This window comes from Lentzea cavernae (assembly GCF_014653695.1).
Classification (GTDB): domain Bacteria; phylum Actinomycetota; class Actinomycetes; order Mycobacteriales; family Pseudonocardiaceae; genus Lentzea; species Lentzea cavernae.
The window spans coordinates 340,728-366,673 of sequence record NZ_BNAR01000006.1 but is presented as its reverse complement, the minus strand read 5'-3'; the positions used below and the strand labels follow the sequence as shown (position 1 = coordinate 366,673).

The 25,946-nt window shown below is 70.6% G+C and carries 24 protein-coding genes and 1 pseudogene; 18 read left to right on the top strand and 7 right to left on the bottom strand.

The genetic code is table 11. From position 1 onward, the window contains the following. The first annotated feature begins 34 nt into the window (after nt 1-34). The 3 genes and pseudogenes from aspS to IE307_RS46885 form a co-directional block, all read left to right on the top strand. Nucleotides 35-1,846 carry an aspartate--tRNA ligase gene (gene aspS, locus IE307_RS22015; protein ID WP_191300486.1) on the top strand — a complete coding sequence of 604 codons (1,812 nt, stop codon included), beginning with the start codon at nt 35-37 and terminating at the stop codon, nt 1,844-1,846. A 285-nt stretch (nt 1,847-2,131) separates the two neighbouring features. Beyond that, nucleotides 2,132-3,304, top strand: a complete 1,173-nt coding sequence (locus IE307_RS22010) for a hypothetical protein (protein WP_191300485.1) — start codon at nt 2,132-2,134, stop codon at nt 3,302-3,304. Between the two features lie 53 nt (nt 3,305-3,357). Beyond that, a pseudogene (locus tag IE307_RS46885) lies at nt 3,358-3,885 on the top strand (SGNH/GDSL hydrolase family protein); the annotation flags it as partial. A gap of 201 nt (nt 3,886-4,086) precedes the next feature. Here the strand turns inward: IE307_RS46885 and IE307_RS22000 are convergent. From IE307_RS22000 to IE307_RS21985, 4 genes are all read right to left on the bottom strand, one after another. After that, nucleotides 4,087-5,775, bottom strand: coding sequence for a glycosyltransferase family 39 protein (locus tag IE307_RS22000; RefSeq protein WP_229904956.1), 1,689 nt, complete (start codon nt 5,773-5,775; stop codon nt 4,087-4,089). 106 nt (nt 5,776-5,881) lie between these two features. Beyond that, nucleotides 5,882-7,600 carry a glycosyltransferase family 39 protein gene (locus IE307_RS21995; RefSeq protein ID WP_191300483.1) on the bottom strand — a complete coding sequence of 573 codons (1,719 nt, stop codon included), beginning with the start codon at nt 7,598-7,600 and terminating at the stop codon, nt 5,882-5,884. 18 nt (nt 7,601-7,618) lie between these two features. Then, nucleotides 7,619-9,013, bottom strand: coding sequence for a sensor histidine kinase (locus IE307_RS21990; protein ID WP_191300481.1), 1,395 nt, complete (start codon nt 9,011-9,013; stop codon nt 7,619-7,621). Beyond that, complete coding sequence (locus IE307_RS21985; protein WP_308436385.1) at nt 8,991-9,716, bottom strand: response regulator transcription factor; 726 nt, start codon at nt 9,714-9,716, stop codon at nt 8,991-8,993. Before IE307_RS21985 ends, IE307_RS21990 begins: the two co-directional genes overlap by 23 nt. A gap of 109 nt (nt 9,717-9,825) precedes the next feature. Between IE307_RS21985 and IE307_RS21980 the strand changes: the two genes are divergently transcribed. The 6 genes from IE307_RS21980 to IE307_RS21955 all read left to right on the top strand — a co-directional run bounded on the left by IE307_RS21980 (nt 9,826) and on the right by IE307_RS21955 (nt 16,499). Then, nucleotides 9,826-10,320 (top strand): hypothetical protein, encoded by a 495-nt coding sequence (locus IE307_RS21980; protein WP_191300479.1) that lies wholly within the window; start codon nt 9,826-9,828, stop codon nt 10,318-10,320. Between the two features lie 65 nt (nt 10,321-10,385). Then, the gene (locus IE307_RS21975) at nt 10,386-12,062 is read left to right on the top strand and encodes a bifunctional metallophosphatase/5'-nucleotidase (RefSeq protein ID WP_229904955.1); all 1,677 of its coding nucleotides are present in this window, start codon (nt 10,386-10,388) and stop codon (nt 12,060-12,062) included. Nucleotides 12,063-12,136: 74 nt separating this feature from the next. After that, nucleotides 12,137-12,592, top strand: coding sequence for a hypothetical protein (locus IE307_RS21970; RefSeq protein ID WP_191300477.1), 456 nt, complete (start codon nt 12,137-12,139; stop codon nt 12,590-12,592). Between the two features lie 10 nt (nt 12,593-12,602). Beyond that, nucleotides 12,603-12,914, top strand: coding sequence for a sunset domain-containing protein (locus tag IE307_RS21965; protein WP_191300475.1), 312 nt, complete (start codon nt 12,603-12,605; stop codon nt 12,912-12,914). Between the two features lie 57 nt (nt 12,915-12,971). After that, on the top strand, nt 12,972-13,466 hold the full coding sequence (gene mug / locus IE307_RS21960; protein WP_229904954.1) for a G/U mismatch-specific DNA glycosylase: 495 nt from the start codon (nt 12,972-12,974) through the stop codon (nt 13,464-13,466). Nucleotides 13,467-13,658: 192 nt separating this feature from the next. Next, a complete protein-coding gene (locus IE307_RS21955; protein WP_191300473.1) occupies nt 13,659-16,499 on the top strand; it encodes an AfsR/SARP family transcriptional regulator in 2,841 nt (946 codons plus the stop codon). On the opposite strand, the gene IE307_RS21950 is transcribed toward IE307_RS21955, so the two are convergent. Next, nucleotides 16,489-17,040: an NlpC/P60 family protein gene (locus tag IE307_RS21950; RefSeq protein WP_191300471.1), complete on the bottom strand. Its 552-nt coding sequence runs from the start codon at nt 17,038-17,040 to the stop codon at nt 16,489-16,491. The two genes, IE307_RS21955 and IE307_RS21950, sit on opposite strands and share 11 nt — an antisense overlap. A gap of 143 nt (nt 17,041-17,183) precedes the next feature. Here IE307_RS21950 and IE307_RS21945 point away from each other — a divergent pair, with 143 nt between their 5' ends. From IE307_RS21945 to IE307_RS21905, 9 genes are all read left to right on the top strand, one after another. Then, on the top strand, nt 17,184-17,654 hold the full coding sequence (locus tag IE307_RS21945) for a hypothetical protein (RefSeq protein WP_191300469.1): 471 nt from the start codon (nt 17,184-17,186) through the stop codon (nt 17,652-17,654). A gap of 43 nt (nt 17,655-17,697) precedes the next feature. Next, nucleotides 17,698-18,456 (top strand): LLM class flavin-dependent oxidoreductase, encoded by a 759-nt coding sequence (locus IE307_RS21940; RefSeq protein ID WP_191300467.1) that lies wholly within the window; start codon nt 17,698-17,700, stop codon nt 18,454-18,456. A 75-nt stretch (nt 18,457-18,531) separates the two neighbouring features. Beyond that, complete coding sequence (locus IE307_RS21935; protein WP_191300465.1) at nt 18,532-19,161, top strand: SNIPE associated domain-containing protein; 630 nt, start codon at nt 18,532-18,534, stop codon at nt 19,159-19,161. A 94-nt stretch (nt 19,162-19,255) separates the two neighbouring features. Next, a complete protein-coding gene (locus IE307_RS21930; RefSeq protein WP_191300463.1) occupies nt 19,256-20,620 on the top strand; it encodes an SNIPE associated domain-containing protein in 1,365 nt (454 codons plus the stop codon). 21 nt (nt 20,621-20,641) lie between these two features. Further along, a complete protein-coding gene (locus IE307_RS21925; protein WP_191300461.1) occupies nt 20,642-21,091 on the top strand; it encodes an SRPBCC family protein in 450 nt (149 codons plus the stop codon). A gap of 32 nt (nt 21,092-21,123) precedes the next feature. Continuing rightward, nucleotides 21,124-21,855, top strand: a complete 732-nt coding sequence (locus IE307_RS21920) for an ABC transporter ATP-binding protein (RefSeq protein WP_191300458.1) — start codon at nt 21,124-21,126, stop codon at nt 21,853-21,855. After that, nucleotides 21,852-22,820: an ABC-2 membrane transporter-related protein gene (locus IE307_RS21915; protein WP_191300456.1), complete on the top strand. Its 969-nt coding sequence runs from the start codon at nt 21,852-21,854 to the stop codon at nt 22,818-22,820. The genes IE307_RS21920 and IE307_RS21915 overlap by 4 nt, the downstream gene beginning before the upstream one ends. A 36-nt stretch (nt 22,821-22,856) precedes the next feature. Then, nucleotides 22,857-23,234, top strand: coding sequence for a GntR family transcriptional regulator (locus IE307_RS21910; protein WP_229904953.1), 378 nt, complete (start codon nt 22,857-22,859; stop codon nt 23,232-23,234). A gap of 39 nt (nt 23,235-23,273) precedes the next feature. After that, entirely contained in the window at nt 23,274-24,134 is an 861-nt protein-coding gene (locus IE307_RS21905; protein ID WP_191300452.1) for an ABC transporter ATP-binding protein, read from the top strand. Between the two features lie 10 nt (nt 24,135-24,144). Here the strand turns inward: IE307_RS21905 and IE307_RS21900 are convergent, their stop codons facing one another. Continuing rightward, the gene (locus IE307_RS21900; RefSeq protein WP_191300450.1) at nt 24,145-25,683 is read right to left on the bottom strand and encodes a phytoene desaturase family protein; all 1,539 of its coding nucleotides are present in this window, start codon (nt 25,681-25,683) and stop codon (nt 24,145-24,147) included. Further along, nucleotides 25,680-25,886 carry an NAD(P)-dependent oxidoreductase gene (locus tag IE307_RS21895; RefSeq protein ID WP_191300448.1) on the bottom strand — a complete coding sequence of 69 codons (207 nt, stop codon included), beginning with the start codon at nt 25,884-25,886 and terminating at the stop codon, nt 25,680-25,682. Before IE307_RS21895 ends, IE307_RS21900 begins: the two co-directional genes overlap by 4 nt. Between the last annotated feature and the right edge of the window lie 60 nt (nt 25,887-25,946).

Below are 25,946 nucleotides of genomic sequence, written 5' to 3'. Positions count from 1 at the left end.
GCAAAGCTGACTTCGTCTACAAGGAGCCACCACCGTGTTGCGCACGCACGAGGCCGGATCACTCCGGGCCGAGCACGCCGGGCAGTCCGTCACCCTCACCGGGTGGGTCGCCCGCCGGCGGGATCACGGCGGTGTCATCTTCATCGACCTCCGCGACGCCTCGGGCGTTGCCCAGGTGGTGTTCCGCGAGGGCGAGATGGCCGAGCGCGCGCACCGGCTGCGCAGCGAGTACGTCGTCAAGGTCACCGGTGAGGTGAGCAAGCGCCCCGAGGGCAGCGAGAACCCCGAGCTGCCCACCGGCGCCATCGAGGTCTACGTGAGCGACCTCGAGGTCCTCAACGAGGCCGCGCCGCTGCCGTTCCAGGTCGAGAGCGAGGTCGAGCCGGGCGAGGAGGCGCGTCTCAAGCACCGCTACCTCGACCTGCGCCGCTCCGCCCCGGCCAAGGCCATCCGGCTGCGCTCCGAGGTCAGCCGCATCGCCCGCGAGGTGCTGCACTCGGAGAAGTTCGTCGAGATCGAGACGCCCACGCTGACCCGGTCGACTCCCGAGGGCGCGCGCGACTTCCTGGTGCCGGCGCGACTGCGCCCGGGCTCCTGGTACGCGCTGCCGCAGTCGCCGCAGCTGTTCAAGCAGCTGCTCATGGTCGGCGGCATGGAGCGGTACTACCAGATCGCGCGCTGCTACCGCGACGAGGACTTCCGCGCCGACCGCCAGCCGGAGTTCACCCAGCTCGACGTCGAGATGAGCTTCGTCGAGCAGGACGACGTCATCGCGCTGACCGAGAAGCTGCTGGCCGCGATCTGGAAGGAGACCAAGGGCGTCGAGCTGCCGCTGCCGTTCCGCCGGATCTCCTACGCCGACGCGATGGCCAAGTACGGCTCGGACAAGCCGGACCTGCGCTTCGAGATCGAGCTCACCGAGCTGACCGAGTACTTCAAGGACACGACGTTCCGCGTGTTCCAGGCGCCGTACGTCGGCGCCGTGGTCATGCCGGGCGGTGCCTCGCAGCCGCGCCGCACGCTCGACGCGTGGCAGGAGTTCGCCAAGCAGCGCGGCCACAAGGGTCTCGCGTACGTGCTCGTCGGCGAGGACGGCACGCTGGGCGGCCCGGTCGCGAAGAACCTCACCGACACCGAGCGCGACGGTCTCGCGAAGGCCGTCGGCGCCAACCCCGGCGACTGCATCTTCTTCGGCGCGGGCGACCCGCGTGACGCGCGCGCCCTGCTGGGTGCCGCCCGTGTCGAGATCGCGCACCGCGTCGGCCTGGTCGACGCGAACGCCTGGGCGTTCGCCTGGGTCGTCGACTTCCCGATGTTCGAGTCGGTCGACAAGCTCGAGGCCGGTGACGTCGCGGTCGGCGGCGGCAACTGGACGGCGCTGCACCACGCGTTCACCTCGCCGACCCCGGAGTGGATCGACAACTTCGAGTCCGACCCCGGCAACGCGCTGGCCTACGCCTACGACGTGATCCTCAACGGCAACGAGCTCGGCGGCGGCTCCATTCGTATCCACCGCGCCGACGTGCAGCAGCGCGCGTTCAACGTCATGGGCATCGGTGCCGAGGAGGCGCAGGAGAAGTTCGGCTTCCTGCTCGACGCGTTCAAGTTCGGCGCCCCGCCCCACGGCGGCATCGCGCTGGGCTGGGACCGCCTCTGCATGCTGCTCGCGGGCGCCGACTCGATCCGCGAGGTCATCGCCTTCCCGAAGTCGGGCGGCGGCTACGACCCGCTGACCGCGGCTCCGGCGCCCATCACGGCGCTGCAGCGCAAGGAGGCGGGCGTCGACGCCAAGCCCCAGGAGAAGGGTCAGGACAAGGCCGCCGACAAGGCGTCCGAGAAGGCCTGACGATCTTTCTGCCGCGCGGAGGCAACCCACCTGGTGCCTCCGCGCGTCCCAGAACATGAGACCGGTTCGCCCGATCGAGCACCTACTTGATCGGTATTGAGGTGTGCGTGGCGATCCATCACCTTGATCGCCACGAAGTGGGCAACGGATGGTGTTTCCACACGTCCACACCTCGGAGGGGTGTCCGGGAACGGTGCGAGCCGTTACCAACGAGTGGTGGTGGCCGCGGCCTGGCCCGATTAGCGTCGGTCCGGCTCACGGACTTCGGGAGTAGGGTCGGAGGGGATGAGCGTGGAGATCACCGCGGGCCCTCCCGACACGACTTCACCTGAGATCGCGGACGCTGTCGGGGCGGCTGAGCAGGTACTGACGAGAAGACTGGGCGCCCAGGTGCGTCTCGCGGACCCCGAGGCACTCGGGGGTACCGGTCGTTCCGTCGTCATTCGCGTACGAGTCGCTTCCTCACCGTTCTCCATGCCGCGCACGCTGGTCGTGAAGCGCTATCCGGCAGGCAGCGGCGACCGCGACCCGTGGGCGCACGAGGCGGTCAGCCACCAGCTGCTGACGGCGTTGCCCGCCGAGGAGCGCGCCACCCCCGAACTCTTCGCCCACGACGCGGCGATGCGCCTGGTCGTGCTCGAAGACCTCGGACGTGCGCCGAGGCTGTCGGAGAAGCTGCACGCCAAGGACGCGCGCGCCGCCGAACGAGGGTTGCTGTCGTGGGCCCACGCCATGGGCCGCCTGCACGCCACCACGGCGGGCCGTGACGCCGACTTCGACGCGTTGATGCGCCGTGCCGGCGCGCAGTGCTGCCAGGACCCGATCGCGGTCGACGTGCACGCGGCGATCGCCGGCTTACCGGGGTTGATGGAGTCGACCCTGGGGGTCGGGACGTCGACGCAGGCCGTCGAGTTCGCCGCCGGGGCCGCGCGGGCGTTCAGCACCTCGCGCAGGCGGGCGTTCAGCCCGTCGTCGTCGTGCCCGGACAACCACCTGGTCACCTCGCGCGGTGTGCGGTTCGTCGACTTCGAGGGCGGCTGCGTCCGCGACATCGTGTTCGACGCCGCCGCGCTGCGCGTGCCGTTCCCGTCCTGCTGGTGCGGGTGGGGCCTGCCGCCGGGGATGTCCGAGGCCATGGTCGCCGCCTGGCGCGCCGAGGTCGGGTCGGTGTGGCCCGAGATGGACGACGACGCGGTGCTCTTACCGCGGCTGCTGGAGGCCCAGCTGCTGTGGGTGTGGCTCGCGACCTGGCGGGCCCTGTCGAAGCCCATGCCGACCGCGGACAACGCTCCGCCGCGTAGCGTCGTGCTGACGGGGCGGTGGGTGCGGTTGCGGTCCGACGCGCTGATCCTCGGGGAGAAGACGGTCGCGTCGCACGCCGACGCGGTGATCGGGGCGCTGGCCGACCGCTACGGCCCTGAGGTGCTCGAACTCCCGCTTTACCCAGCATTTCGCTGAACGGTTCCCGCACGGTCATTCTCGGATCACCGGGCACGCTGATCCTGAACCGCGTGCTGGTGTTACTCGGTGACTCGACAGCGGTCGGGATCGGTGACCTCGTGCCCGGCGGCTGGCGCGGCTTCGGGCCCATCCTCTCGTCCGCCTACGCGGACAACGGCTACCGCAACCACGCCGTGTCCGGCGCGCGGCTGGCGGACGTCCGGCGGGTGCAGCTGCCGCAGGCGTTGCGCGACCGGCCCACCGCCGCCGTCGTCATCGCGGGCGTCAACGACACGCTGCGGTCCGACTTCTCCGCGCGGCGGATGCACGAGGACCTCGACCACGTCTGCCGCGAGCTGACCGCGGCCGGCGCCTCGGTCGTCACCGTGCGGTTCCACGACCAGGGCCGCGTGTTCAAGCTGCCCGGCAAGCTGCGGCGGGTCCTGAAGAACCGCATCGACGAGTACAACCGCGTGGTCGACGTGGTGGTGGCGCGGCACGGCGTGCGGTGCGTCGACCTGCACACGATGCCCGGCGCCTACGAGCTGGAGACGTGGGCGGTCGACCGGCTGCACCCGTCCGAACGAGGTCACCGCATGCTGGCGCGGGCGTTCGCGGCCGAGCTGGGCACGACCGGGCTGCGGTTCGGCGAGGTCAGCCTGGAGTGTTCGGGCGGGCGCGAGCTGACGGTGTGGCACCACGCGGCGTGGTTGGTGCTCAAGGGGATTCCGTGGCTGTGGCGGCGGGGAGCCGACCTGCTGCCGTTGCTGTGGAGCGACGAGCAGGCCGGCTCCGGGGCCTCAGCTCCCGGCGCTCAGGTCGTAGAGCGTCTGACCGCCCGCGGTGACGGCCTGGAAGTGCGCCGCGACCCATTCGCCGATGTCGCCGCCGCCGCCACGGCCGCCCTCGACGTAGTAGCGCACCTGGCCTTGGGCGACGAGCGCCTGGAACTGTTCGAGAGTGGGCGCGGGATCGCTGCCGTTCCAGCCACCGATCGCGATCACGGACCGGCCGGACGCCAGCTGCAGTGACGCCGCGCTCTGGGCGCCGACGGTCGCCGCCGCCCACTGGGTGTCAGTGGCCTTGAGCAGCTGCACGACCTCGCTGGACGAAGTGCCCTCCCGCATGCCACCGCCCTGCTGGGAACGCGGTCCGGACAACGGGATCGAGCCGCTGTGGGTGGTGGCCGCGGTCGCCAGCGCGTACCCGGAGGTGCCGAGCAACGCGGCCGCCACCAGCACGCCCACGAGCCACTTGCGGTTCACCCCGAACACCAGTGCCAGCACGGTGATCGCGGTGACGGCGAGCAGGACCCAGCGCAGCCACGGCGTCCAGTCCGGGGTGCGGTCGAGCAGGATGAAGCCCCACACACCGGTCGCCGCGACCATCGCCGTCAGCGCCATCCGCACCGGGAAGTGCCGGCGGCCGCGCCACAACTCGCTCCCGGCGATGCCCGCGACCGCGGCGATCGCGGGCGCGAGGGCCACCGTGTAGTACGGGTGCGTGATGCCGTTCATGAAGCTGAACACCGCGCCGCTCACGAGCACCCAGCCACCCCACACCACCAGCGCCGCACGGGTGCGGTCGGTGCGGGGCGCGCGGCGCAGGAACCACAGCCCGGCGGCCAGTCCGATCAGCGCGGCGGGCAGCAGCCAGGAGATCTCCGGGCCCATGCTGGCGCCGAACAGCCGCCCGACGCCCGTCTCGCCGCCGAAGCCGATGTTGCCGTTGCCGCCCATCCCGCCGCCGCCAGGGCCGCCGCTCGAACCGAAGATGCGGCCGAGGCCGTTGTAGCCGATCGCCAGTTCCCACAACGAGTTGTTCGTCGAGCCGCCGATGTACGGGCGGCTGTCCGCGGGCCACAGCTCGACCAGCGCGATGAACCAGCCCGCCGAGACGACCACGGCGAGTCCTGCGCCGAGCAGGTGCAGCAGCCGCTTGAGCGGTGAGGTGGGGGCCGCGATCAGGTAGGCCAGCGCGAGCGCGGGCAGCACCAGGAACGCCTGCAGCATCTTGGTGAGGAACGCGAACCCGATCGCCGAGCCCGCGAGCGCCAGCCACAGCGGGCTCGCCTTCTCCAGCGCCCGCACCGTGCAGTAGGCGGCGGCGACCATGAGCAGCACCAGCAGCGCGTCCGGCAGGTTGAAGCGGAACATCAGCGTGGCCACGGGCGTGAGGGCGAAGGCGGCGCCGGCGAACAGGGCCGCCGTCGGGCCGGAGGTGCGTTTCACCGTCGCGTACAGCAGTCCCACCGCCGCAACGCCTTCCAGCGCCTGCGGGGCGAGCACGGTCCAGCTGGAGAAGCCGAACACCTTCGCGAGCACCCCGCTCACCCACAGGAACGCGGGCGGCTTGTCGACGGTGATCGTGTTACCGGGGTCGAGCGAGCCGAACAGCAACGCCTTCCAGCTCTGCGAGGCCGCCTGCGTCGCCGCCGCGTAGAACTCGTTGCCGTAGCCGGAAGCGGTGAGGTTCCACAGGTACAGCACGGCGGCGGCGGCGAGCAGGCCGAGGAGGCGAAACGGTGCAACGCCTTGTCGTTGCGGGTTTTTCGCGGTGCCGGTGCCGCGACGGGCGCGGGGGCGAGCGTGGCGGTCATGACGCGTCCAGTTCGTAGAGGGTGGTACCGGCGACGGTGGTCGCGGTGAAGTTCTCGGCGACCCACTCGCCGATCCGGTGTGCGGCGTCGCTGCCGGTCTCGCCCTGCATCATGCGACCGGCGGCGGCGTAGTAGTGGATCTGTCCACTTCGGACCATCTCCTGGAACTGCTCCAGGGTCGGTGCGGGATCGGTGCCGTTGAAGCCGCCCAGCGCCATGACCGGTAGTCCGCTCGCGAGCTGCAGGCCGGCGGCGTTGTTCGAGCCGATGGTCGCGGCGGCCCACCGATAGCTGCTCGCGTCGGCCCGCAAGAGGGTCACGACCTCGGCGTCGGGAGTGGTGGCGTCGAGGAGACCGCTCATGCCGCCCATCCGCCCGCTGGACGGTCCCGCGACGGGAAGGGCGCCGGTGTGCGGGGTGGTGACGGTGGCGAAGGAGTACGTGGTCGGGCCGAGCAACGCGGCGATGAGCGCGACCGGGATGGCCCAGCGCAGCGACAGCACCAGCCCGACCGCCGCGATCAGCCCCGCCACCAGCACGAGGAGTGCGACCGGCGTGGAGAACTCGTTGATCAGCACGTAGCACTGCAGTGCGGACAACGCGACCGAGCCCGAGAGCACTGCTGCCGCAACGGGTTCACCACGGCGTTCCCACAGCTCGGTGGCGGCGATGCCGACGACGGCGGCGATCGCGGGGGCCAGCGCGACGGTGTAGTAGGAGTGGATGATCCCGTTCATGAAGCTGAACACCCCGGCGGTGACGACGAGCCAGCCGCCCCACAGCACCAGTGCGGTGCGGGCGCGGCCCCTCGTCAGCCACAGCCCGGCGACCAGCAGCACCACCGCGGCCGGCAGCAGCCACGCGATCTGACTGCCCATCTCCGCGCTCAGCAGGCGGCTCCACCCGGCCGAGCCCCAGCCGCGACCGCCGCCGACGCTGCCGACCTCGTCCCCGGTGAGGCGGCCGAACCCGTTGTAGCCCAACGTCAGTTCGAGCACGCTGTTCGTCTGCGAGCCGCCGATGTAGGGCCGGTCCGGCGTCAGTTCGACGGCCAGGATCCACCAGCCGCCCGCGACGACCATCGCGCCGAGAGCGCCGGTCAGGTGCAGGAGCTTCTTCGGGACCGAAGCCGGTGCGGCGATCAGGTACACCAGCGCGAACGCGGGCAGCACCAGGAACGCCTGCAGCATCTTGGTGAGGAAGCCGAAGCCGACCGCCACCCCCGCCAGCGCGAGCCAGAACGGACTGGCGTTCTCGACCGCTCGGGTCACGCAGTACGCGCCCGCGACCAGCAGCAGGACCAGCAGCGCGTCGGGGTTGTTGAAGCGGAACATCAGCACCGCCACCGGGGTCAGCGCGAGCACGGCGCCCGAGATCAGCGCGGCGGCGGGGGAGAACCAGCGGCGCACGGTCGCGTGCAGCAGCCAGACGCTGCCCACGCCCATCAACGCCTGCGGCACCAGGATGCTCCAGGCGTTGACGCCGAACAGCCGTGCGGACAGGCCCATCACCCACAGCGAGGCGGGCGTCTTGTCGACGGTGATCGCGTTCGAGGCGTCGGACGAGCCGAAGAACCACGCCTTCCAGCTCGTCGCACCGGCCTGCGCGGCGGCGGAGTAGTAGGCGTTGGCCCAGCCCGAGTCCCCCAGCCGCCACAGGTACAGCGCGCCGGTCGCGGTCAGCAGGACCGCCAGCGCCAGGCGTTCTCGTCTCATGGCGACGAGACTCGCGGCCTAGCCTGGGTCGGTCGTGTGCCCCTGCTGTGAACGACCTGTGCGCAGCGAGACGGTGAACGCGGTGCGGCCCGGCCTGCTCTCGACGGACACCTCGCCGTCGTGCGCGCCGACCACGGCGGCGACGATCGACAGGCCCAGCCCGGTGCTGCCCGCGGCCCGCGAGCGCGAGGAGTCACCGCGCGCGAACCGTTCGAAGACCTGCAGGCCTTCGGGAACGCCGGGGCCGTCGTCGGTGACGGTCAGGTCGACCCGTCCGTTGTGGACGGACAGGCCCGTCGTGACGGTGGTGCCCGGCGGGGTGTGCGCGCGGGCGTTGGACAGCAGGTTGCCGAGGACCTGGTGCAGCCGTTGCACGTCACCGGGAACCGTGACGGGGTCCTCCGGCAGCGCGAGCCTCCAGCTGTGGTCCGGTCCGGCGATCCTGGCGTCGCCGACGACGTCGAGCACGAGCCGGGAGAGGTCGACGTCCTCGCTCTCCAACGGCCGGCCGGCGTCGAGGCGCGCCAGCAGCAGCAGGTCCTCGACCAGCGACGTCATCCGCACCGCCTCGGACTCCACGCGGCCCATCGCGTGGGTGACCTCGGGCGGCAGGTCGGCGCCGGTCCTGCGGGTCAGTTCGGCGTACCCCCGGATCGCGGCCAGAGGGGTCCTGAGCTCGTGCGAGGCGTCGGCGACGAACTGCCGGACCCTGGTCTCGCTGTCGTGCCTGGCTTTCAGCGCCTGGTCGACGTGGCCGAGCATCCTGTTCAGCGCCAGGCCGACCTTGCCGACCTCCGTGGCGGGATCGGTGTCCTCCTCCGGCACGCGTTCGGCCAGCGCGACCTCGCCCTCGTGCAACGTCAGTTCGGAGACGCGCGTGGCGGTCTCGGCGACCCGGTCCAGCGGCACCAGGGCGCGGCGCACGACCACCCTGCCCGCCAGCGCGACCGCGGCCGCTCCCACGACGATGAGCCCGCCGAGGATCCACACCATCTGCCACACGATGTCCGTGACCGGCCGCAGCGACAGCCCCTTCACCTCCCGCTGGCTCGTGACCACGCGGAACTCGCCGGGCTCGCCCAGGTCGATGGTGTGCAGGCCCGACGGCGTGGCCGCCAGAACGGCGATCTCGTCGTCGGTCAGCAGGCGCGGCTGCTGGGAACCGGGCAGCTCGATCGTGCCGCGGATGGTGCCGTCGAGCTGGATCCTCGCGTTGATGCCGGGCGGGCCGTACGGCGAACCCGGTGGCGCGGGCCGCAGCGTGGTGACCTCGCGGTCGAGGTTGTTCATCAGGAACGCGTGCAGCGCGAGCACCGAGACCCCGCCGATCACCAGGCACAGCGCCGTGAGCAGGACGATCTGACCGGAGACGAGCTGGGCTCGCAGCGTTCTAGGCCGCAGGCTTGAGGACATAGCCGGCGCCTCGCATCGTGTGGATCATCGGGGTGCGCCCGGCGTCGATCTTCTTGCGCAGGTAGGAGATGTAGAGCTCGACGATGTTGGCCTGGCCGCCGAAGTCGTAGCTCCACACGCGGTCCAGGATCTGGGCCTTGCTCAGCACGCGCTTCGGGTTGCGCATCAGGTAGCGCAGCAGCTCGAACTCCGTCGCGGTCAGGTCGATCGACGTGCCGCCGCGTTCGACCTCGCGCGTCTCCTCGTTCAGCGACAGGTCGCCGACGATCAGCCGGGTGCCCGCGTCCGCGTCGGTCACGCCGGTGCGCCGCAGCAGTGCGCGCAGCCGCAACACGACCTCCTCCAACGAGAACGGCTTCGTCACGTAGTCGTCGCCGCCCGCGGTGAGCCCGGCGATGCGGTCCTCGACCGCGTCCTTCGCCGTCAGGAACAGCACGGGCAGGATCGGCGCCTCCGCGCGCATCCTGCGCAGCACCTCGAAACCGTCGAAGTCGGGCAGCATCACGTCGAGCACGACCACGTCCGGGCGGAACTCGCGCGCGGTCCGCACCGCCGCCGCGCCGTCGAGCGCCGTGCGCACGTCCCACTTCTCCATGCGCAGCGCCATCGACATCAGCTCGGCCAGAGTGGACTCGTCGTCCACGACGAGCACACGCACCGGCTGCCCGTCCGGCCTGCGGAGTTCGGTCTTCATCGCGCGCATGGCTCCCATCGTGAACGCGGATCCTGTGTACCAGCTGTGAGCGCTTCCCACAGCTCAGGCCTACGGCGCGCACAGGTCCGGCACAGCCGGCGCCGCCACGGTGGATCACATGACCGAACAACAGCCCCCGGAGTGGGGCGCACCCCAGCCGACCGAACCCGCGGCGCGCCCGGCGTGGACCGCGAAGAAGACGGTGGCGGCCGTGGCCATCGCCGTCGCGATCGCCGGTGCCGGTGGCGTCGCGATCTACGCCGCGAGCGGCACGAACCAGCAGGCCGGTGCCATGGGTCCGGGTGGCATGGGCGGCGCGCCGCCGGACGGCGGTGGTGGCATGCGCGGAGGCTTCAGTCTCGGCACCGAGACGCACGGCGAGTTCCAGACCGGTGAGGTCACGGCGATCAGCGACTCGTCCGTGGAGGTGAAGTCCACCGACGGGTACACGAAGACGTACGTGATCGACGCCGACACTGTGGCCGAAGGTGTCGAGAAGGGGGACACGGTGACCGTGATCGCCACCACAGAGGACGGCAAATCCGTCGCCTCCACCGTGGTCGAGCCCGGTCAGCGCGGACAACGCAGTGGTCAAGCCCCTCCTACTAGGTGATTTGGGGTCAAGTGTGAGCGGTTATGGTCGGGTGATCAGCCCGACCACAACCGGAGGTGAGCGCCGTGCGCACGTTCACACTCACGGTGATGGGGTCCACGGACCTGCACGGCAACCTGTTCAACTGGGACTACTACCTCAACCGCGAGTTCGACGACTACGCGCACAACGACGTCGGGCTCGCGAAGATCTCGACGCTGGTCTCCCAGGTGCGTGCCGGCGTGGGGCGCCATCGGACGTTGCTGCTCGACGCCGGTGACACCATCCAGGGCACACCGCTCGCGTACTACTACGCGAAGGTCGAGCCGATCACGCGTGGCGCGCACGTGCACCCGATGGCCGCCGCGATGAACGCCATCGGCTATTCCGCCGCCGCACTGGGCAACCACGAGTTCAACTACGGGTTGCCCGTGCTGCGGACGTTCGAGCGGCAGCTCGAGTTCCCGTTGCTGGCGGCGAACGCGGTGGACGTGGAGACCGGGCTGCCCGCCTTCCAGCCGTACGTGGTGAAGACGCTGTGGCGCACCGGCGGCCCGCCGCTGCGGGTCGGGATCCTCGGGCTGACGAACCCCGGCATCGCCGTCTGGGACCGCGCGCACGTCGACGGGGTGCTGACGTTCCCCGGTCTGGTGGAGCAGGCGCTGCACTGGGTGCCGGAGATCCGCCGCCAGTCCGATCTGGTGATCGTGGTGGCGCACTCCGGGGCGGACCTGTCGTCGTCGCTGGGCGACCAGGTGCCGTTCCCGGAGAACTGCGCCGAGCTCGTGGCGGAGACCGTGCCGGGGATCGACGCGATCCTGGTGGGGCACGCGCACGTGGAGATCCCGTCGAGGTTCGTGACGAACAAGGTGACCGGGCGGCCGGTGCTGCTGACCGAGCCGCTGTACTGGGGCAAGCGGTTGTCGGTGATGGAGTTCGACCTGCGCCACGACGAGCGCTGGGAACTCGCGGCGTCGCGGTCCTCGGTGCTGTCGTCGGCGTCCGTTCAGGAGGACCCGCGGATCGTGCGGCTGCTGCGCCACGACCACGACCGCGTCGTCTCCTACGTCAACGCGCGGGTCGGGACCTGCGCCGCCGCCATGTCGGCCGCCCGCTCGCGCTTCGAGGACACGCCCGCGTTGCGGTTCATCAACCACGTGCAGGCGCTGGAGGTCGCGAAGTCCACGTCGCTGCCGGTGCTGTCGTTGTGCGCGCCCTTCAACCGGGCGGCGGCGATCCCGGCGGGCGAGGTGTCCATCCGCGACGTCGCCGGGCTCTACATCTTCGACAACACGCTGGTCGGCGTGCGGATGACCGGCGGGCAGCTGCGGGACTTCCTGGAGGAGTCGGCGCGGTACTTCCGGCAGGTCTCCGGTCCCGGCCCGTTCTCGGCCGCCGAGGTGTCGGACGACGTGCCGGACTACAACTTCGACATCGCGCACGGGCTGTCCGCGCCGCTGACCTACGACGTCGACATCGCGCGGCCGGTCGGGTCGCGGATCGTCGGCCTGTCCTACGACGGCCGGCCGGTCGCCGACTCGGCCGAGTTCGCCGTGGCCGTGAACAACTACCGGCAGGCGGGCGGCGGCGACTTCCCGCACATCGCGTCGGCGCCCGTGCTGCACAACCAGCAGCAGGAGATCCGGCAGCTGCTGATCGACTGGGTGAAGGCCGCGGGCGTGCTGGACCCCGCGTCGTTCGCCGGCTCGGACTGGCGTCTGGTGGCTGGTGGCGAGCCCGTCGTGGTGTCCACGAACGAGTGAAATCGGGTGCGGTGTCCTGGGCGTTCCCGCTCAGGCGGTGGCAGCCGATCGGCCCAATGAGATAGTCCAAGCGCGTGCAGTTGACCCAACGCGTTGTCGTCGGTGCTCTCGTCGTGCCGGCGTTGCTCGCGTCCCTGGGAGTCGCGGCGCACCCCGCTCCGGACGTGGCGCCAGGCCATCTCGTGCTCGTGGTGCGGTCGTCGGAGATCGTGCTGGCGGGCACGGCGGTGTCCGCTCAGGAGCGCCAGGAGGTCGTGGACGCCGTGCGCGCGCTGACCGGGCACAGGATCACGGACGTCATCACCCCGGACGCCGGGGAGCGCCTGCCCGTGTCCGCGGCCGTGGTCGCGTCGCTGCTCGGCGCGGTGCTGGCCCACGACGTCACCGAGTTCACCGGCGTCGTCCACGAAGGACACCTGACCGCGTCCGCGCACGTCGCGGACCCCGGTCGCGCGGGCTCGCTCAGCGACGCCCTGCGCTCGGCCGCACCCGGCCTGCGCGTCGACGAGGACTTCACGACCACGAGCTAGGAGCTGTGCGGTGTTCGGGTTCTTCTTCCAGATGTTCCTGCTGTGCGCGGGAGCCTTCCTCGCGGGCGTCCTGCTGACCTGGCTCACCATGCGCTCGCGCGAGTCCTCGGCCGTCGAGGCCCAGCCCCTGTCGATCATGGAGGAGCCCACGGCCGCCGCCCCCGCGATCAAGGCGAACTCGCGCACGATGATGTTCCACACCCCCGACTCGCCCTACTACAAGCGGATGAAGGGCGACGCGTTCTTCCACTCCCCGGAGGACGCGCGCCGCGCGGGCTACACGATGTGGACGCCCCGCCCGCGCGTGCCGGCGGGCGCCTGAGCGGTAGGGCTCGCGGCCACGGGAGACCGGTCACCGCACCACCGTAGGCTTGGCCGCGTGATTGGCGACGTGATCAAGCCCGGCCTCGACGTCCTGTTCTGCGGCATCAACCCCGGCCTCGTGTCGGAGGCGACCGGGCACCACTTCGCGCGGCCCGGAAACCGGTTCTGGCCCGCTCTTCATTTGTCCGGTTTCACGCCGTCGCAGTTCGCGCCGGCCGAGCAGGAGAAGCTCCTCGAACTGGGATTGGGCATCACGAACGTCGTCGCGCGTCCCAGTGCCCGTGCCGACGAATTAACAATTGACGAAATGCGCCGAGGTGCGATCGAGCTCTCGGAAAAGGTCGAGCGGTATTCACCCGAAGTTCTCGCGATACTCGGCGTGACCGTGTACCGGGCGGCCTTCGGTCGCAAGAAGGCGCAGGTCGGGGCGCAGCAGGACACCGTGGGCGGGGCTCGGTTGTGGATCCTGCCGAATCCGAGCGGGCTGAACGCGCACTGGCAGTTGCCGGCTCTCGCCGAGGAGTTCGGGCGGCTGAAAGCCAGCCTGTAGAACGAGAACAAAAGTTCACATTCATGCCCACTGAAAGTGGGCTGGACGTAGTGGCCCCTGGTCTGGTTGCATCCAGATCTGCGTCCGTTCGAGTGCATTCACCCAGAAGTGGAACCCCTGCAGGTCCGGCTGCGTCAAAATCTGACAATGCCGTGCAGAAATTGGTGAATCTTCAACACTGGTGGGGGCGCAGTGGAGGTCAGGATTCTCGGGCCGGTCGAGCCGACGGTGCCGCCGAAGCCAGCGCAGATCCTGGCTGTCCTCGCGGTCGAGTGCGGGAAGGTCGTGCCGGTCGAACGGCTCATCGACCTCATCTGGGGTGAGGAGCCGCCGCCGCAGGCGCGCAAGTCGCTGCAGGTGCACATCTCCAGCCTGCGCCGGGCCGGGCTGCCGGTCGAGCACCGGGCGGCGGGGTACGTGCTCAACGCCGAACCCGACGAGGTCGACCTGCACGCGTTCCGCAAGCTCGTGGCCAGTGCGGGCGAGGAGGCCGACCTCAAGGTCAGGGCCGAGGTCCTGGGCGACGCCCTCGAACTCTGGCGCGGCACCCCCGTGGTGTTCGCGCAGACGCTCGACGTGCAACGGCTCGCGGCCGCCGAGGCGTGGGTCGACGCCGAGCTGGCGCTGGGGCGGCACGCCGAGCTCATCGACCGGCTCGGGGCGTTCGTCGCCGAGTACCCCCTGGCCGAACGGCTGCGCGGGCAGCTCATGACGGCGCTCGCGCGGGCCGGGCGCCGGGCGGACGCCATGCGGGTGTTCCGCGAGACGCGCAAGGTGCTCGTCGACGAGCTGGGGGTCGAGCCCGGCGAGCAGCTGCAGCAGCTCTACCGCGACGTGCTGGAGGGCTCGCGGGACAGCCGGCGCAACTACCTGCCGCGCGACGCCGGCGACTTCACCGGACGGGACAGGGAGCTGAGCAGGCTCCTCGACAGCGACGGCGGCGTCTGGTGGATCGAAGGACCCGCGGGGGTCGGCAAGTCGGCGCTCGCGGTGCACGCCGCGCACCGGCTCGCCGACCGGTACCCGGACGGGCAGCTGTTCGTCGACCTGCACTCGCCGTCCGGGGCGCTGGACGCGTTGCTGCGCGCGATGGACGTGCCGAGCGAACGGATCCCCGAGTCCGCGGAGGAACGCGCGGCGCTGTGGCGGGCCACGGTCGGCGGGCGGCGCGTGGTGATGGTGCTCGACGGCGTCACGAGCGTCTCGCAGGTCAGGCCGCTGCTGCCGGGCAGTCCGGGGTGCCTGACGCTGATCACCAGCCGCAGCAGGCTGTGCGGGCTCGAAGGCGTGCGCCGCATCCCGCTGGACGTGCTGAGCAGCGACGAGGCCGTCACGCTCCTGCAACGCATTCTCGGTGACGACCGGGTCGCCGCGGAACCCGACCAGGCCGACGAGGTCGCGCGACTGTGCGGGTACCTGCCGCTCGCGGTGCGCATCACCGGCGCGCGGCTGGCCGGACGGGCGCACTGGCCGGTCTCGAAGCTCGTCCGGCGGCTCGCGGACGAGCGGTCCCGGCTCGACGAGCTCGTCGCGGACGACCTCGCGGTGCGGGCCGGACTGGAGCTGACCTACCGGGCGCTCGACGAGAACGCCCGCCGCGCGTACCGGATCTTCGGGTTCCTCGGGCTGCCCGAGGTGCCGAGCTTCCTGTGGGCGCACCTGCTGGACGAGGACGTGCTCGACCAGCTCGTGGACGCCCGGCTGCTCGACGTCATCGGCAGCGCGCGGTACCGCATGCACGAGCTGGTGCGGCTGCACGCCCGCGAGCGCGCCGAGGCGGAGGACGGCAAGCAGGAGCGCGAGGACGTCGTGCGGAGGGCCGTGGTCGCCGCGTTGTCCACAGTGGACGGCCTGACCGAACAGCTCTTCCTGGCCGTGCCGCGCATGCAGGACTCGCTGGGCGTCGTCTCCTCGGCGGCGCGCCCGACCGACAAGGACGCGTGGTTCGCGCGCGAGGAGTCGTTGCTGACGAGGCTCGTGGAACGCGCCGCGGAACTCGGTCTCGCGGAGATGGCGTGCCAGCTGGCCGAGGTGCTGGTGTTCGCGTGGTTCGGGCTCAGAAACCGTTACGAGGCCTGGGAACGAACACACACGGCGGCGCTGGAGGCCGTGTGGAGGACCGGAGATCTGAGGCTCGAGGCGGTGCTGCGGTGCAGCCTCGGTCAGATGCACTACAAGCGCGACAACCTGGTCCAGTCGCGGTCGTGGTTCGAGACCGCGCAGACGTTGTTCGTGAACCTGGGAGACGTCCGCGGCGAGGCCGTCGCGATGAACGGCATCGGCATGGTGTGCCGCGACCTCGGCCAGTACCCGTGCGCGCTGGAGGCGCTTGAGAGAGCCCGGGACCTTTCCCAGGGCACGGACCCCGAAGGCGAGGCGCACGCGCTGTACGGGCTCGGCTCCATCAGACGTGAGCTCGGCGATGACGAAGGGGCGTTCGACACCCTCCGCCTCGCCGAGACGATCTACCGCCAGGCGCGCAGCCGCCGGGGTGAGGCGCTCGCGGCCCGCGGGATAGGACTCGTGCACCGCGCCCGCGGTGAGCTCGACCTCGCCGAGGAGCACATCCGGCGCGCCCACGAGATGGTCGAGGGCACCGGTGACGAGCTGCTCGGCTGCTACACCGCCCAGGCGTGGGCGAAGGTGTTGCTGCGCAAGGGCTTCCTCGACCCGGCGGAGGGGCTGATCCAGCAGGCGCTGGACGGCTGCCGCGACGTGGGCGACCGGTTCGGTGAGGCTCTCATGCGCCGCACGCTGGGGGAGTGGCGGCTCGCTGCGGGCGACCACGCCGGCGCCCAGGAGGTGCTGACCGACCTGATGCCGGTGTGGAACGATCTCAGCCTGCCGTTGTGGCGCGCGAGGACACTGCGCGACCTGGGAGCGGTCCACGCCCGTCTGGGGGACGTCGCAAGCGCGGACCGCTCCTGGGACGAGGCCGCCGTCCTGTTCGCACGACTGGGCACCAGAGAACAGGGAGAGGTGCGTCAGTGGCGGTCGCAGTGGGGCCTCGCGATCAGCCGTGTCAGCCGGTGATCTTCTTGTACTTCCACGGGGCGTAGCCGCCGCTCTTGAGCGACGAGACGGACACGGTCTCGTGGTCCATGTCCGTCGCGGTGCTGCCCTCTTCGTAGATCCACGCGGACGTCTTCGCGGAGTTGGCCCACTTCTCGAACAACTTCACGTGGCCGTTGCGCAGGATCATGTCGCCCGGCTTGAGGTTCGCCCACGAGATCTTCGTGGCGACCTCGTCGAGGTTGCGCGTGTTGCGGCTCGTCGTGAGCTTCCACGTCATGGACACGAAGCCCGAGCAGTCCGTGCGGTACTTCTTGCCCTTGTTGATGTCCCAGGCGGAAGCGGACTGGCTGTACGGGACCTTGCGGTCCCACCAGTCCTTGGCGCGCTTGATGACCTCGGTGCGGCTGATGGAACCGCCGTACCCGGCCGCCGCCGCGGCCTGCGAGATGGAGGTCTCCTGCTCGGCAGGACCCTCCGGCGCGGCCTGGGCGATGCCGCTCAGGCCACCCAGCAGCCCGAGCGAGATCGCGGTCGCCGCTACGGCGTGGCGAATGCGCATTGTTGTGCTCCGATCGACTTGCTGTCGGTGATGACCGGAACTGTCCACTCCGGCGCCAAAGATCGGCCTAAGGCCGTTTTAGGCCTTCCTTTACCGCCTCTCCCTAACTTCCGCCGCACCTCGGGCATAAGGAGAGAGAGCACATGTTCGTTCGCACGATCGCAGCCGTGGTCGCGATGTTCGCCGCTCTGATCATGGGCGCGTCCGTCGCGTCGGCGGCCCCGGCGAAGTACACCCACTCGCAGGCGACCGCGCAGCTGCGCGCGGCCGGCATCGCCTGGGCGTCGAGCGGTGGTTGCAGTGACCGCAACAAGCCGAACTGCACCTCGTTCGAGCAGATCAACCAGACGACCATCGCGGGAGCCAAGACGTTCAAGAGCGCGTCGGGCTGCGCGCTGACCATCACCGGCGGCACGGAGACCGGCCACGCGTCGGGCACGTACTCGCACTGGAACGGGTACAAGGTGGACTACCGGCTGTCCAGCTGCGTCACGAACTACATCAAGGGCAGCTTCTCGTCCATCGGTGGCAACAAGTGGAAGTCGAACGCGGGCAACATCTACTACCTCGAGTCGAACCACTGGGACGTCACCTACCACAACTGCGGTTGCTGAGGTCTGTTGCCGAACTGGGGGTGGGGCCGGTAGTAGTGGACGGGTGACCACACTCGGCGCCGTCTACCGGCCCCAGCTCCCGCCCGAGAACCTGCGCTCCGTCGTCCTCGCCGCGGAGGAGTCCGGTGTGGACTCGTTGTGGCTGTGGGAGGACTGCTTCCTCGAGAGCGGCATCGCCTGCGCCTCCGCCGCTCTCGCCTGGACCTCCCGGCTCAAGGTCGGCGTCGGCCTGCTGCCGGTGCCGCTGCGCAACGTCGCGATCACCGCGATGGAGGCCGCGACGCTCGACAGGCTGTTCCCCGGCCGCGTCACGATCGGTGTCGGGCACGGCGTGCAGGACTGGATGGGCCAGGTCGGCGCGCGGGTCGCCTCCCCGCTGACGTTGCTGCGCGAGTACACCGACGCGTTGAAGGCGCTGCTCGCCGGTGAACGCGTCACGGTCGAGGGCCGGTACGTGAAGCTGAGCGGCGTCGCGCTCGACTGGCCGCCGTCCGCGCCCATGCCGATCTACGTGGGCGGGCTGGGCGGCAAGACCCTGGACCTCGCCGGGGAGGTCGGCGACGGCACGATCCTCGACGCGTCGGCCGACCTCGACAGGGTCAGGGCCATGAGGGCGACTCGCGAGCACCCGCTCGTCGTCTACGTGGAGACGGACTCGCGCGACAAGGCGTTCGTCTCGGACCTGGTCTCCCAGGTCGCCGCGGCGGGCGCCACCAGCGTGATCTTGCAGCAGTCCGCCACGAGCGAGGACCCCGAAGGGTTCGTCCGTTTCGTGGGATCACTCGATGGAGTGAGTGCATAACGTCGGGGATAACGGCGGATTCCTCCGTGCGATGGAACGGTCATGGGCCTTTCGTCGCGGATCGGGGAGGTAGGCGTGCTCCGTCGCAAAGATCGCCGGATCGCTGAGCTGGAGCGGGCCGTGGAAGGCCTGCAGGACCTCCTCACCCGGATCGGTGACGCCCGGTCGACGCGGACCGACGTGCTGGACCAGGTCGACCGAGCCGGTGCCGAACTCGTAGCGCTGCGGCACCGGATCGACACGGCTCGCGCCGAGCTCCAGCCGTTGAGGGACGAGCTGACCATGCAACGGGCAGGGGTGTTCCGCGCCGACGCCGCCGCGGACCACCAGGCGCAGCTCGACCTCATCCACGACGAGATGAAGACCCTGATCAAAACCGGTGCGGCGGTCGAAGGTGGCGGGCAGGTCACCTACAACGGATCGGACGCGACCGGGCGCAGGCTCGTCGAGGACTGGTCCGCGCTCATGCTGCGCTCGTACAACTGCGAGGCCGAGAACTGCCTGCGCATGCTGCGAGCCGGCGGCCTGGACGCGGCGAGGAGGCGGCTCGATCGCGCGGCGTCGGCGATCGAACGCCTCAGCGGGACCTTCGGGCTCCGCCTCTCGCCGCGTTACCAGGCGTTGCGCGCGTACGAGCTGGAACTCACCGCGGACCACCTGCAGCGCAGGTCCGAGAGCCGCCGCACCCGCCGAATCGCGTCGTGATGGTCCTTTCGGGTGGGTTTGCCCGAGTGGTCTAACGGCCGCGGCGCGCCTCGCGATGACGCCGGTACGTGTCGTCGCGCCAAGGGAGCCACCGATGTTCGGCAGCAAGCAGAAGAAGATCGTTTCGCTTGAACAGGCCGCGGGTGGGCTCCAGGACCAGGTCAACCAGCTGAACGGGTACCTGCAGCAGATCGGTGGACTCGACCACCTGCAGGTGCGGCAGGAGATCGAACGCATGCGCGCCGAACTCGCCGGTCTGCGGCAGGCGCACGCCGGCGAGAGACAGGCGCACCAGCAGGCCCTCGCGGCCGAGCGCAGGGCGCAGGACGAGGCACTGGCCGGTGAGCGCCGAGCGCAGGACGAGGCGCTGGCGTTGCAGAAGCAGGGCTTCGAGCAGGGGCTCGCCCAGCTGCGCGCGGAACTGGCGGCCGCGCAGACGACGTTGGTGCCGTTCACCGACGAGCTGATGTTCCAGGACGCCGGCGTGTTCCGCTACCACCACCCGCTGGACAACTCCGAGGCGTACAAGCGCGAGCTCGACCGGGTGCAGGACGCGATGAAGCAGATGATCCGGGACAAGACCGCGGTCACCGGCAGCGGCAACTTCACCTTCAACGGGTCGAGCCGGGAGGGCACCAAGATGGTCGCCGACTGGTGCAAGCTCATGCTGCGCTCGTACAACGCCGAGGCGGAGAACAGCCTGCGGGTGATGAAGGCCGGTTCCGTGGACGCGGCCAAGAAGCGGCTGGTCCGCGCCGCCGAGGCGATCGAGAAGCTCGGCAAGATGCTCAGCATCCAGATCAACGACCGCTACGAGAGGTTGCGGATGCGCGAGCTCGAGCTCACGGCGGACTACCTGCAGAAGAAGCAGGAGGAGAAGGAGGCCGAACGCGCCGAGCGCGAGCGGTTGCGCGAGGAGGCCAAGGCCCAGGCCGAGTTCCGCCGCGAGCTGGAGAAGCTCGAGAAGGAGCGCAAGCACCTGGAGAACGTCCGCAGGGCGTTGCTGGCCAAGGGAGACGTCGCCGCGGCCGACGAGCTCCAGTCCGAACTGGACAAGGTGGTCTCGGGGATCGAGGGCGTGCACCAGCGAGAAGCCAACATCCGCGCCGGGTACGTGTACGTGATCAGCAACCTGGGCGCGTTCGGGCCGAAGATGGTCAAGATCGGCATGACCCGACGGCTGCACCCCGAGGAGCGCGTGCTCGAACTCGGTGACGCGTCGGTGCCGTTCCGCTACGACACCCACATCCTGCACTACTCGGCCGACGCGGTCTCGCTGGAGACGAAGCTGCACCAGGCGCTGTCCGACCGGCGGGTCAACCGGGTCAACATGCGCCGCGAGTTCTTCTACGCCACGCCGGAGGACGTGCGGGAGCTGCTGAAGAAGCACTCCGGCCAGATGCTCGAGTACGTCCTCGAGCCCGAGGCGGCCGAGTACCGGCAAAGCGTGACCTCTTGATCCGCGGGGTACTTCCCCTGCATGGCTGAGGTCTCTCTGAACGTCGAAGCGCCCCTCGAAGCCGTGTGGGCGGTGCTCGCCGACGGCTGGTCCTACGCGGGCTGGGTGGTCGGGGCGTCGCACATCCGCGACGTGGACAAGGGCTGGCCGGAGCCGGGTACGCGCATCCACCACAGCGTGGGGCCGTGGCCGCTCGTCATCAGCGACACCACCGAGGTGGTCCGCTGCGAGCCGTCGCGGCTGCTCGAGCTCGACGCGCGGCTGTGGCCCGCCGGGGCCGCGCGGATCACGTTCACGCTGCTGGCGCGCTCCGAGTCGGTCACCGAGGTGCGGATGACGGAGCGGGTGGTGCGGGGGCCGTCGACCCTGATGCCGGACGTCGTGCAGGACTTCCTGCTGACCCCGCGCAACAAGGAGACCCTGCAGCGCCTCGACGACCTGGCCAAGGGCCGGGCAGCACCCTTTCACTAGGTAACTAGTGAAAGGGTGCTACGGTTGCTCCCATGAGTCAGAGGGAGCAACCGGTCCTCGCCGAGCGGCTGGGGAAGAAGTACTCGCGGGGCTGGGCGTTGCGCGACTGCACGCTCGAGATCCCGGCGGGGCGGATCGTCGCGCTCGTCGGGCCGAACGGGGCCGGCAAGAGCACGCTGATGGGCATGACCACCGGGCTGCTGCGCCCGACGGAGGGCCGGATCTCGGTGTTCGGCGACGCGCCGACCGGGCGGGGGATGCACCCGGCGGTGGCGTTCCTGACGCAGGCCAAGCCGCTGTACCCGCAGTTCACGGTCACCGAGACGCTCAGGTACGGCCGCAACGCCAATCCCGGCTGGGACCAGGCGTACGCCGAGGAGCTGGTCGAGAAGGCGCGGGTGCCGTTCGCGGCCAAGGTCGGGACGCTGTCCGGCGGGCAGCGGACGCGGGTCGCGCTCGCGCTGGCGCTGGGCAAGCGGCCGCGGTTGCTGGTGCTGGACGAGCCGCTCGCGGACCTCGACCCGCTGGCGCGCGAGACCGTGCTGACGACGCTGGTGCGGGAGTGCCGGGCGCAGGGCATCACGGTGCTGCTGTCGTCGCACGTGCTGGCGGAGCTGGAGGACGTGTGCGACCACCTCGTGCTGCTGGCCGGCGGACGGGTGCGGCTCGCGGGTGACGTCAGCGACCTGCTGCGCGCCCACGCCGATCACCGGACGCTCAGCGGGCTCGCCCTCGCCCACATGCGCGTGGAGGTGGCGGCGTGACGTGGATCGTGTGGCGGCAGCAGCGGCCCGTCTTCATCACGCTGGTCGCCGGGCTGGTCGTCAGCGTCGCCGCCGTTCTGCTGCTGCGGGCGGGAATGGTCGCCGACCTGCAGGCGGGCGACCTCGCGGGGTGCCTCCCGTTCGGTTCCGAGTGCGGCATCCGGGCCGCCGACGGCTTCCAGGACACCTGGTTCGACAGGTTGCGGCTCGCACAGGGCACGGTGCTCGCGGCGCCCGTGCTGATCGGTGTCTTCATCGGCGCGCCGCTGTTCGCGCGGGAGTTCGAGCAGGGCACGCACGCGCTGGCGTTCACCCAGTCGGTCGGCCGGACGCGCTGGACGGTGACCAAGTTCCTCGTCGCGGGCCTGCCCGCGCTGGTCGTGGTGGGCGTCTACCAGCTCGTCGTGCACAGCTGGCTGGAAGCGGCCGGTGAGCTCGGGCCGCTCTCGGCGAGCACGTTCTACTTCACGAGCTTCGACGCGCAGGGCGTGTCACCGCTCGCCTACACGCTCTTCGCCTACACGCTCGGCATGGCCGCGGGCGCGCTGTTCAAGCGGACGCTCGTGGCGATGACGGTGACGCTGGGGCTGTTCATCGCGGCACGGGTCCTGATCGGTGACGTGCGCGAGTCCCTCGTCACGCCGACCCGCCTGATCACGAACGACCTGGACGTCAACGCCGTCGTCCCCGGCCGCCCACTGGTGGTGGACGCGGGTTTCCTGGACTCGGGAGGCGCGGTGGTCGCCGATCCGACGCCGATGATGAACTGCACGGACAGGGCCGACGCGCAGGGCGGCGTGGACTGGTCGGCCTGCTTCCGGGAGAACGGCCTCGCGCAGCGGTACGCGGACATCGTCCCCGCCGGCCAGGCGACCACGCTGCACCTGCTGGAAGGCTCGATCTTCGCCGGACTGGCCGTGCTGTTCGTGCTGGGCTCGACGTGGGCAGTGCGAAGGCAGGTGTGACCGGAGGTGGACGGGTGGACACCTATGCTGGGCGGCGTGATCGAGTTCCGCATCGATCGGCACTCCGGGGTGTCCACCTATCTCCAGATCGCCGCGCAGGTCAAGCAGGCCATGAGGATGGGCCTGCTCGGACCCGGCGACAAGCTGCCGACGGCACGGGAGGTCGTGGAGGCCACCAGGGTCAACCCCAACACCGTGCTGAAGGCGTACCGCGAGCTCGAGCACGAGGGGCTCGTGGAGGGCCGGCGGGGCATGGGCACGTTCGTCACCGCCTCCCTCGCCACCGACGCGGCGAAGGCGGACGCGCCGCTGCGGCAGGACTTGGAGCAGTGGATGGACCGCGCGGTGGACGAGGGGCTCTCGGGCGACGAGGTCGACGCGATCTACACCGACGTGCGGGGCACGCACTACTGATGCCCGCCGAATGATGTCCACTGTGGACTTGGGAGCACGATGAACGCCGGTCCCGTGCGCGCGGAGCACGTCGCGAAGCACTTCGGGCGCACCAAGGCGCTCGACGGCTGCTCGTTCTCGTTGCCGGAGGGCAGCGTGACCGGGCTGGTCGGGCCGAACGGCGCGGGCAAGAGCACGCTGCTGTCGCTGATCGCCGGGCTCGCGAAGCCCACCAGCGGTGAGATCACCGTGCACGGCACCGCGGTCCGCGGCCGGATGCACCCGGACGTGGCGCTGCTGACCCAGAAAAGGCCGCTCTACGACCAGTTCACCGTCCGCGAGATGATGCGGGCGGGCGCGGCGATGAACGACCGCTGGTCGGACGAGCGCGCGAACGAGGTGCTGGATCTCCTTGCGGGCGTGGACGAGGACGCGAAGGTGGGCACGTTGTCCGCCGGCGCGCGCACGCAGGTCGCGATCGCGGTGGCGCTCGGCAGGCTGCCGAAGGTGTTGCTGCTCGACGAGCCGTTGTCCGACCTCGACCCGTTGGCGCGCGACGAGACGTTGCGGATCGTCATGACCGAGGTCGCCGAACGCGGCACGACGGTGCTGCTGTCCTCGCACCTGCTCACCGACCTCGGTGACGTCTGCGACCACCTGCTGCTGCTCGACGAGGGCCGCGTGCAGGTGTCCGGTGACATCGAGGAGATCCTGGACGAGCACCACGTCGTCGTGGGGCCCGCCGAGCTGGAGCTCGGGGTGGACGGCGTCGTGGACTCCTCGCGCACCGCGCGGCAGGCGACGGCGCTGGTGCGCGGCGGCACCGTGCCCGAGGGCTTCCAGGCCGCGCGCCCCGACCTGGAAGCGCTGGTGATGGGCTACCTGCGGGCCTCACGGACCCGCAGGCTCGCCCGCCGGTAGCTCCGGAACGTCAGTAGATCGTCTTGTGCAGGCCCTGGATCAGCATCCGGTAGAGCTCGCCGGCCGCACCCCACCGCGCGAGCGCCGCACGTGCCGCGTTCGCGCCCGCCGCGCCGTGCACGCCGCCGCCCGGCCACGCCGACGACCCGGTCAGGTAGAGGCGGTCGAACGGGGTGTCCGCGCGGCCGAGGCCCGGTACGGGCCGGAAGACCAGCTGCTGGTGGATCGCCGCCGTGCCGCCGTTGACCGACCCGATCTGGTCGGGGCCCAGTACCGAGCGGTCGAGGATGCGCGAGCGGAAGCCGGGTGCGCGTTCCTCGATCATCAGCTCGAGGCGGTCGGCGCGGCGCTTGAGCCGCTCCGGCGTCCAGCTCCCGCCCAGCGGCACGTGGGTGTAGGCCCAGGCCGCCTCGGTGCCGGCGGGGGAGCGGGTCGGGTCGGTCGTCGTCATCTGGCCGAGGATCATGAACGGGTTGCGCGGCACCTTGCCGCACGCCAGCTCGTGGGCGACGTTCGCGAGGCCGTTGACGTCGCCGCCGAGGTGGACCGTGCCCGCCTGCGCGGCCTCGGGGTTCGTCCACGGGATCGGGCCCGACAGCGCCCAGTCGACCTTGATCGTGTCGCCGTCCCACTGGAACTTCTTCAGGTCCTGCGCGAGCTTCGACGGCAGCGCGTCACCGCCGATCAGGTCCAGGTACAGCCTCGGCGCGGGCACGTCGGCGAGCACCGCACGCCGTGCGCGCACAACGGAACCGTCTTCCAGACGCACACCCACGGCGACACCGCGCGCGTGCAGCACTTCGGTCACCCGCGCACCCGTCTCGATGCGTCCGCCGAACCGGCGGACGAGGGACCCGGCCAGCTCACCCGCGCCGCCGCGGGGCACGGGATTGCCGACCTCCTGGGCGAGCATGGCCAGCAGCCAGCCGAAGCCCGCTCCACCGGCCTGGTCGGGGCCGAGGTCGGAGTGCATCGTGTTGCCCGCCAGCAACACCCGCGCGCCCTCACCGGCGAAGAGCTCCTCGCCGAGCCGTCGCACGGGCTGGGTCAGCAGCCGCGTCAGCCGCAGCGCGTCGCCCAGGCCCAGCGTGCGCAGCAACGAGATGCCGCCGCGCACCGGTGGGAACGGCCGCAGCAGGCTCTCCAGCACGCTGTGGCGGACCTGCTGCCACTGGGCGTACGTGGCCTGCCACGCCTCGGCGTCCGAGTCGGCGAACGAGCCGACGGACTTCGCCGTGACGTCGACGTCACGGGAGAGCAGCGCGACGCGGTCGTCCGGCAGCACGTGGGCCAGCACGGCCGGTGCGTGCTCCCACTGCACGTCGAGGTTCAACGCGCCGATGACCGGCGAGCCGAGACCGAGTGGGTAGAACGCGCTGTAGACGTCGTTCCTGAAACCCGGAGCGGTGGTCTCCGCCGATGCCACGGCACCACCGGCCGTGTCGCGCTGCTCCAGCACGAGCACGTCCCAGCCCGCGTCCGCCAGCAGGGTCGCGGCGACCAGCCCGTTCGGACCGGAGCCGATGACGACCGCGTCGACCTCGTTCACGCACGTCCTCCCATTGCTGTCATGACCTCACGCAGCACATCGCGCGCGTCGTGTTCTGGCCACCATTTCAGATCTTGATGTGCCCGTGTGGTGTTGCGCGGTGACGACGGTGCGCGCACGTCGAGACCGGCGTCGGTGAGGTCCGGGTGGCGGCGCAGCGCGGTGCCGGCGTTGCCGGACGCACCGGTGACGACGATTTTCACTCCACGGGGATACCCGCGATGTGACCGATCACGCGTATCTCATTTCGTTCGGTGCCGAAG

Excerpts from the sequence above, each read along its gene's own strand:
- IE307_RS21920 (WP_191300458.1), top strand. The coding sequence starts at position 21,124 with ATGAGTCAGAGGGAGCAACCGGTCCTCGCCGAGCGGCTGGGGAAGAAG.
- IE307_RS21990 (WP_191300481.1), bottom strand. The coding sequence starts at position 9,013 with ATGTCCTCAAGCCTGCGGCCTAGAACGCTGCGAGCCCAGCTCGTCTCC.
- IE307_RS21995 (WP_191300483.1), bottom strand. The coding sequence starts at position 7,600 with ATGAGACGAGAACGCCTGGCGCTGGCGGTCCTGCTGACCGCGACCGGC.
- IE307_RS22010 (WP_191300485.1), top strand. The coding sequence starts at position 2,132 with ATGAGCGTGGAGATCACCGCGGGCCCTCCCGACACGACTTCACCTGAG.
- IE307_RS21985 (WP_308436385.1), bottom strand. The coding sequence starts at position 9,716 with ATGCGCGCGATGAAGACCGAACTCCGCAGGCCGGACGGGCAGCCGGTG.
- IE307_RS21950 (WP_191300471.1), bottom strand. The coding sequence starts at position 17,040 with ATGCGCATTCGCCACGCCGTAGCGGCGACCGCGATCTCGCTCGGGCTG.
- IE307_RS21905 (WP_191300452.1), top strand. The coding sequence starts at position 23,274 with ATGAACGCCGGTCCCGTGCGCGCGGAGCACGTCGCGAAGCACTTCGGG.
- IE307_RS21980 (WP_191300479.1), top strand. The coding sequence starts at position 9,826 with ATGACCGAACAACAGCCCCCGGAGTGGGGCGCACCCCAGCCGACCGAA.
- IE307_RS21930 (WP_191300463.1), top strand. The coding sequence starts at position 19,256 with ATGTTCGGCAGCAAGCAGAAGAAGATCGTTTCGCTTGAACAGGCCGCG.
- IE307_RS21945 (WP_191300469.1), top strand. The coding sequence starts at position 17,184 with ATGTTCGTTCGCACGATCGCAGCCGTGGTCGCGATGTTCGCCGCTCTG.
- IE307_RS21925 (WP_191300461.1), top strand. The coding sequence starts at position 20,642 with ATGGCTGAGGTCTCTCTGAACGTCGAAGCGCCCCTCGAAGCCGTGTGG.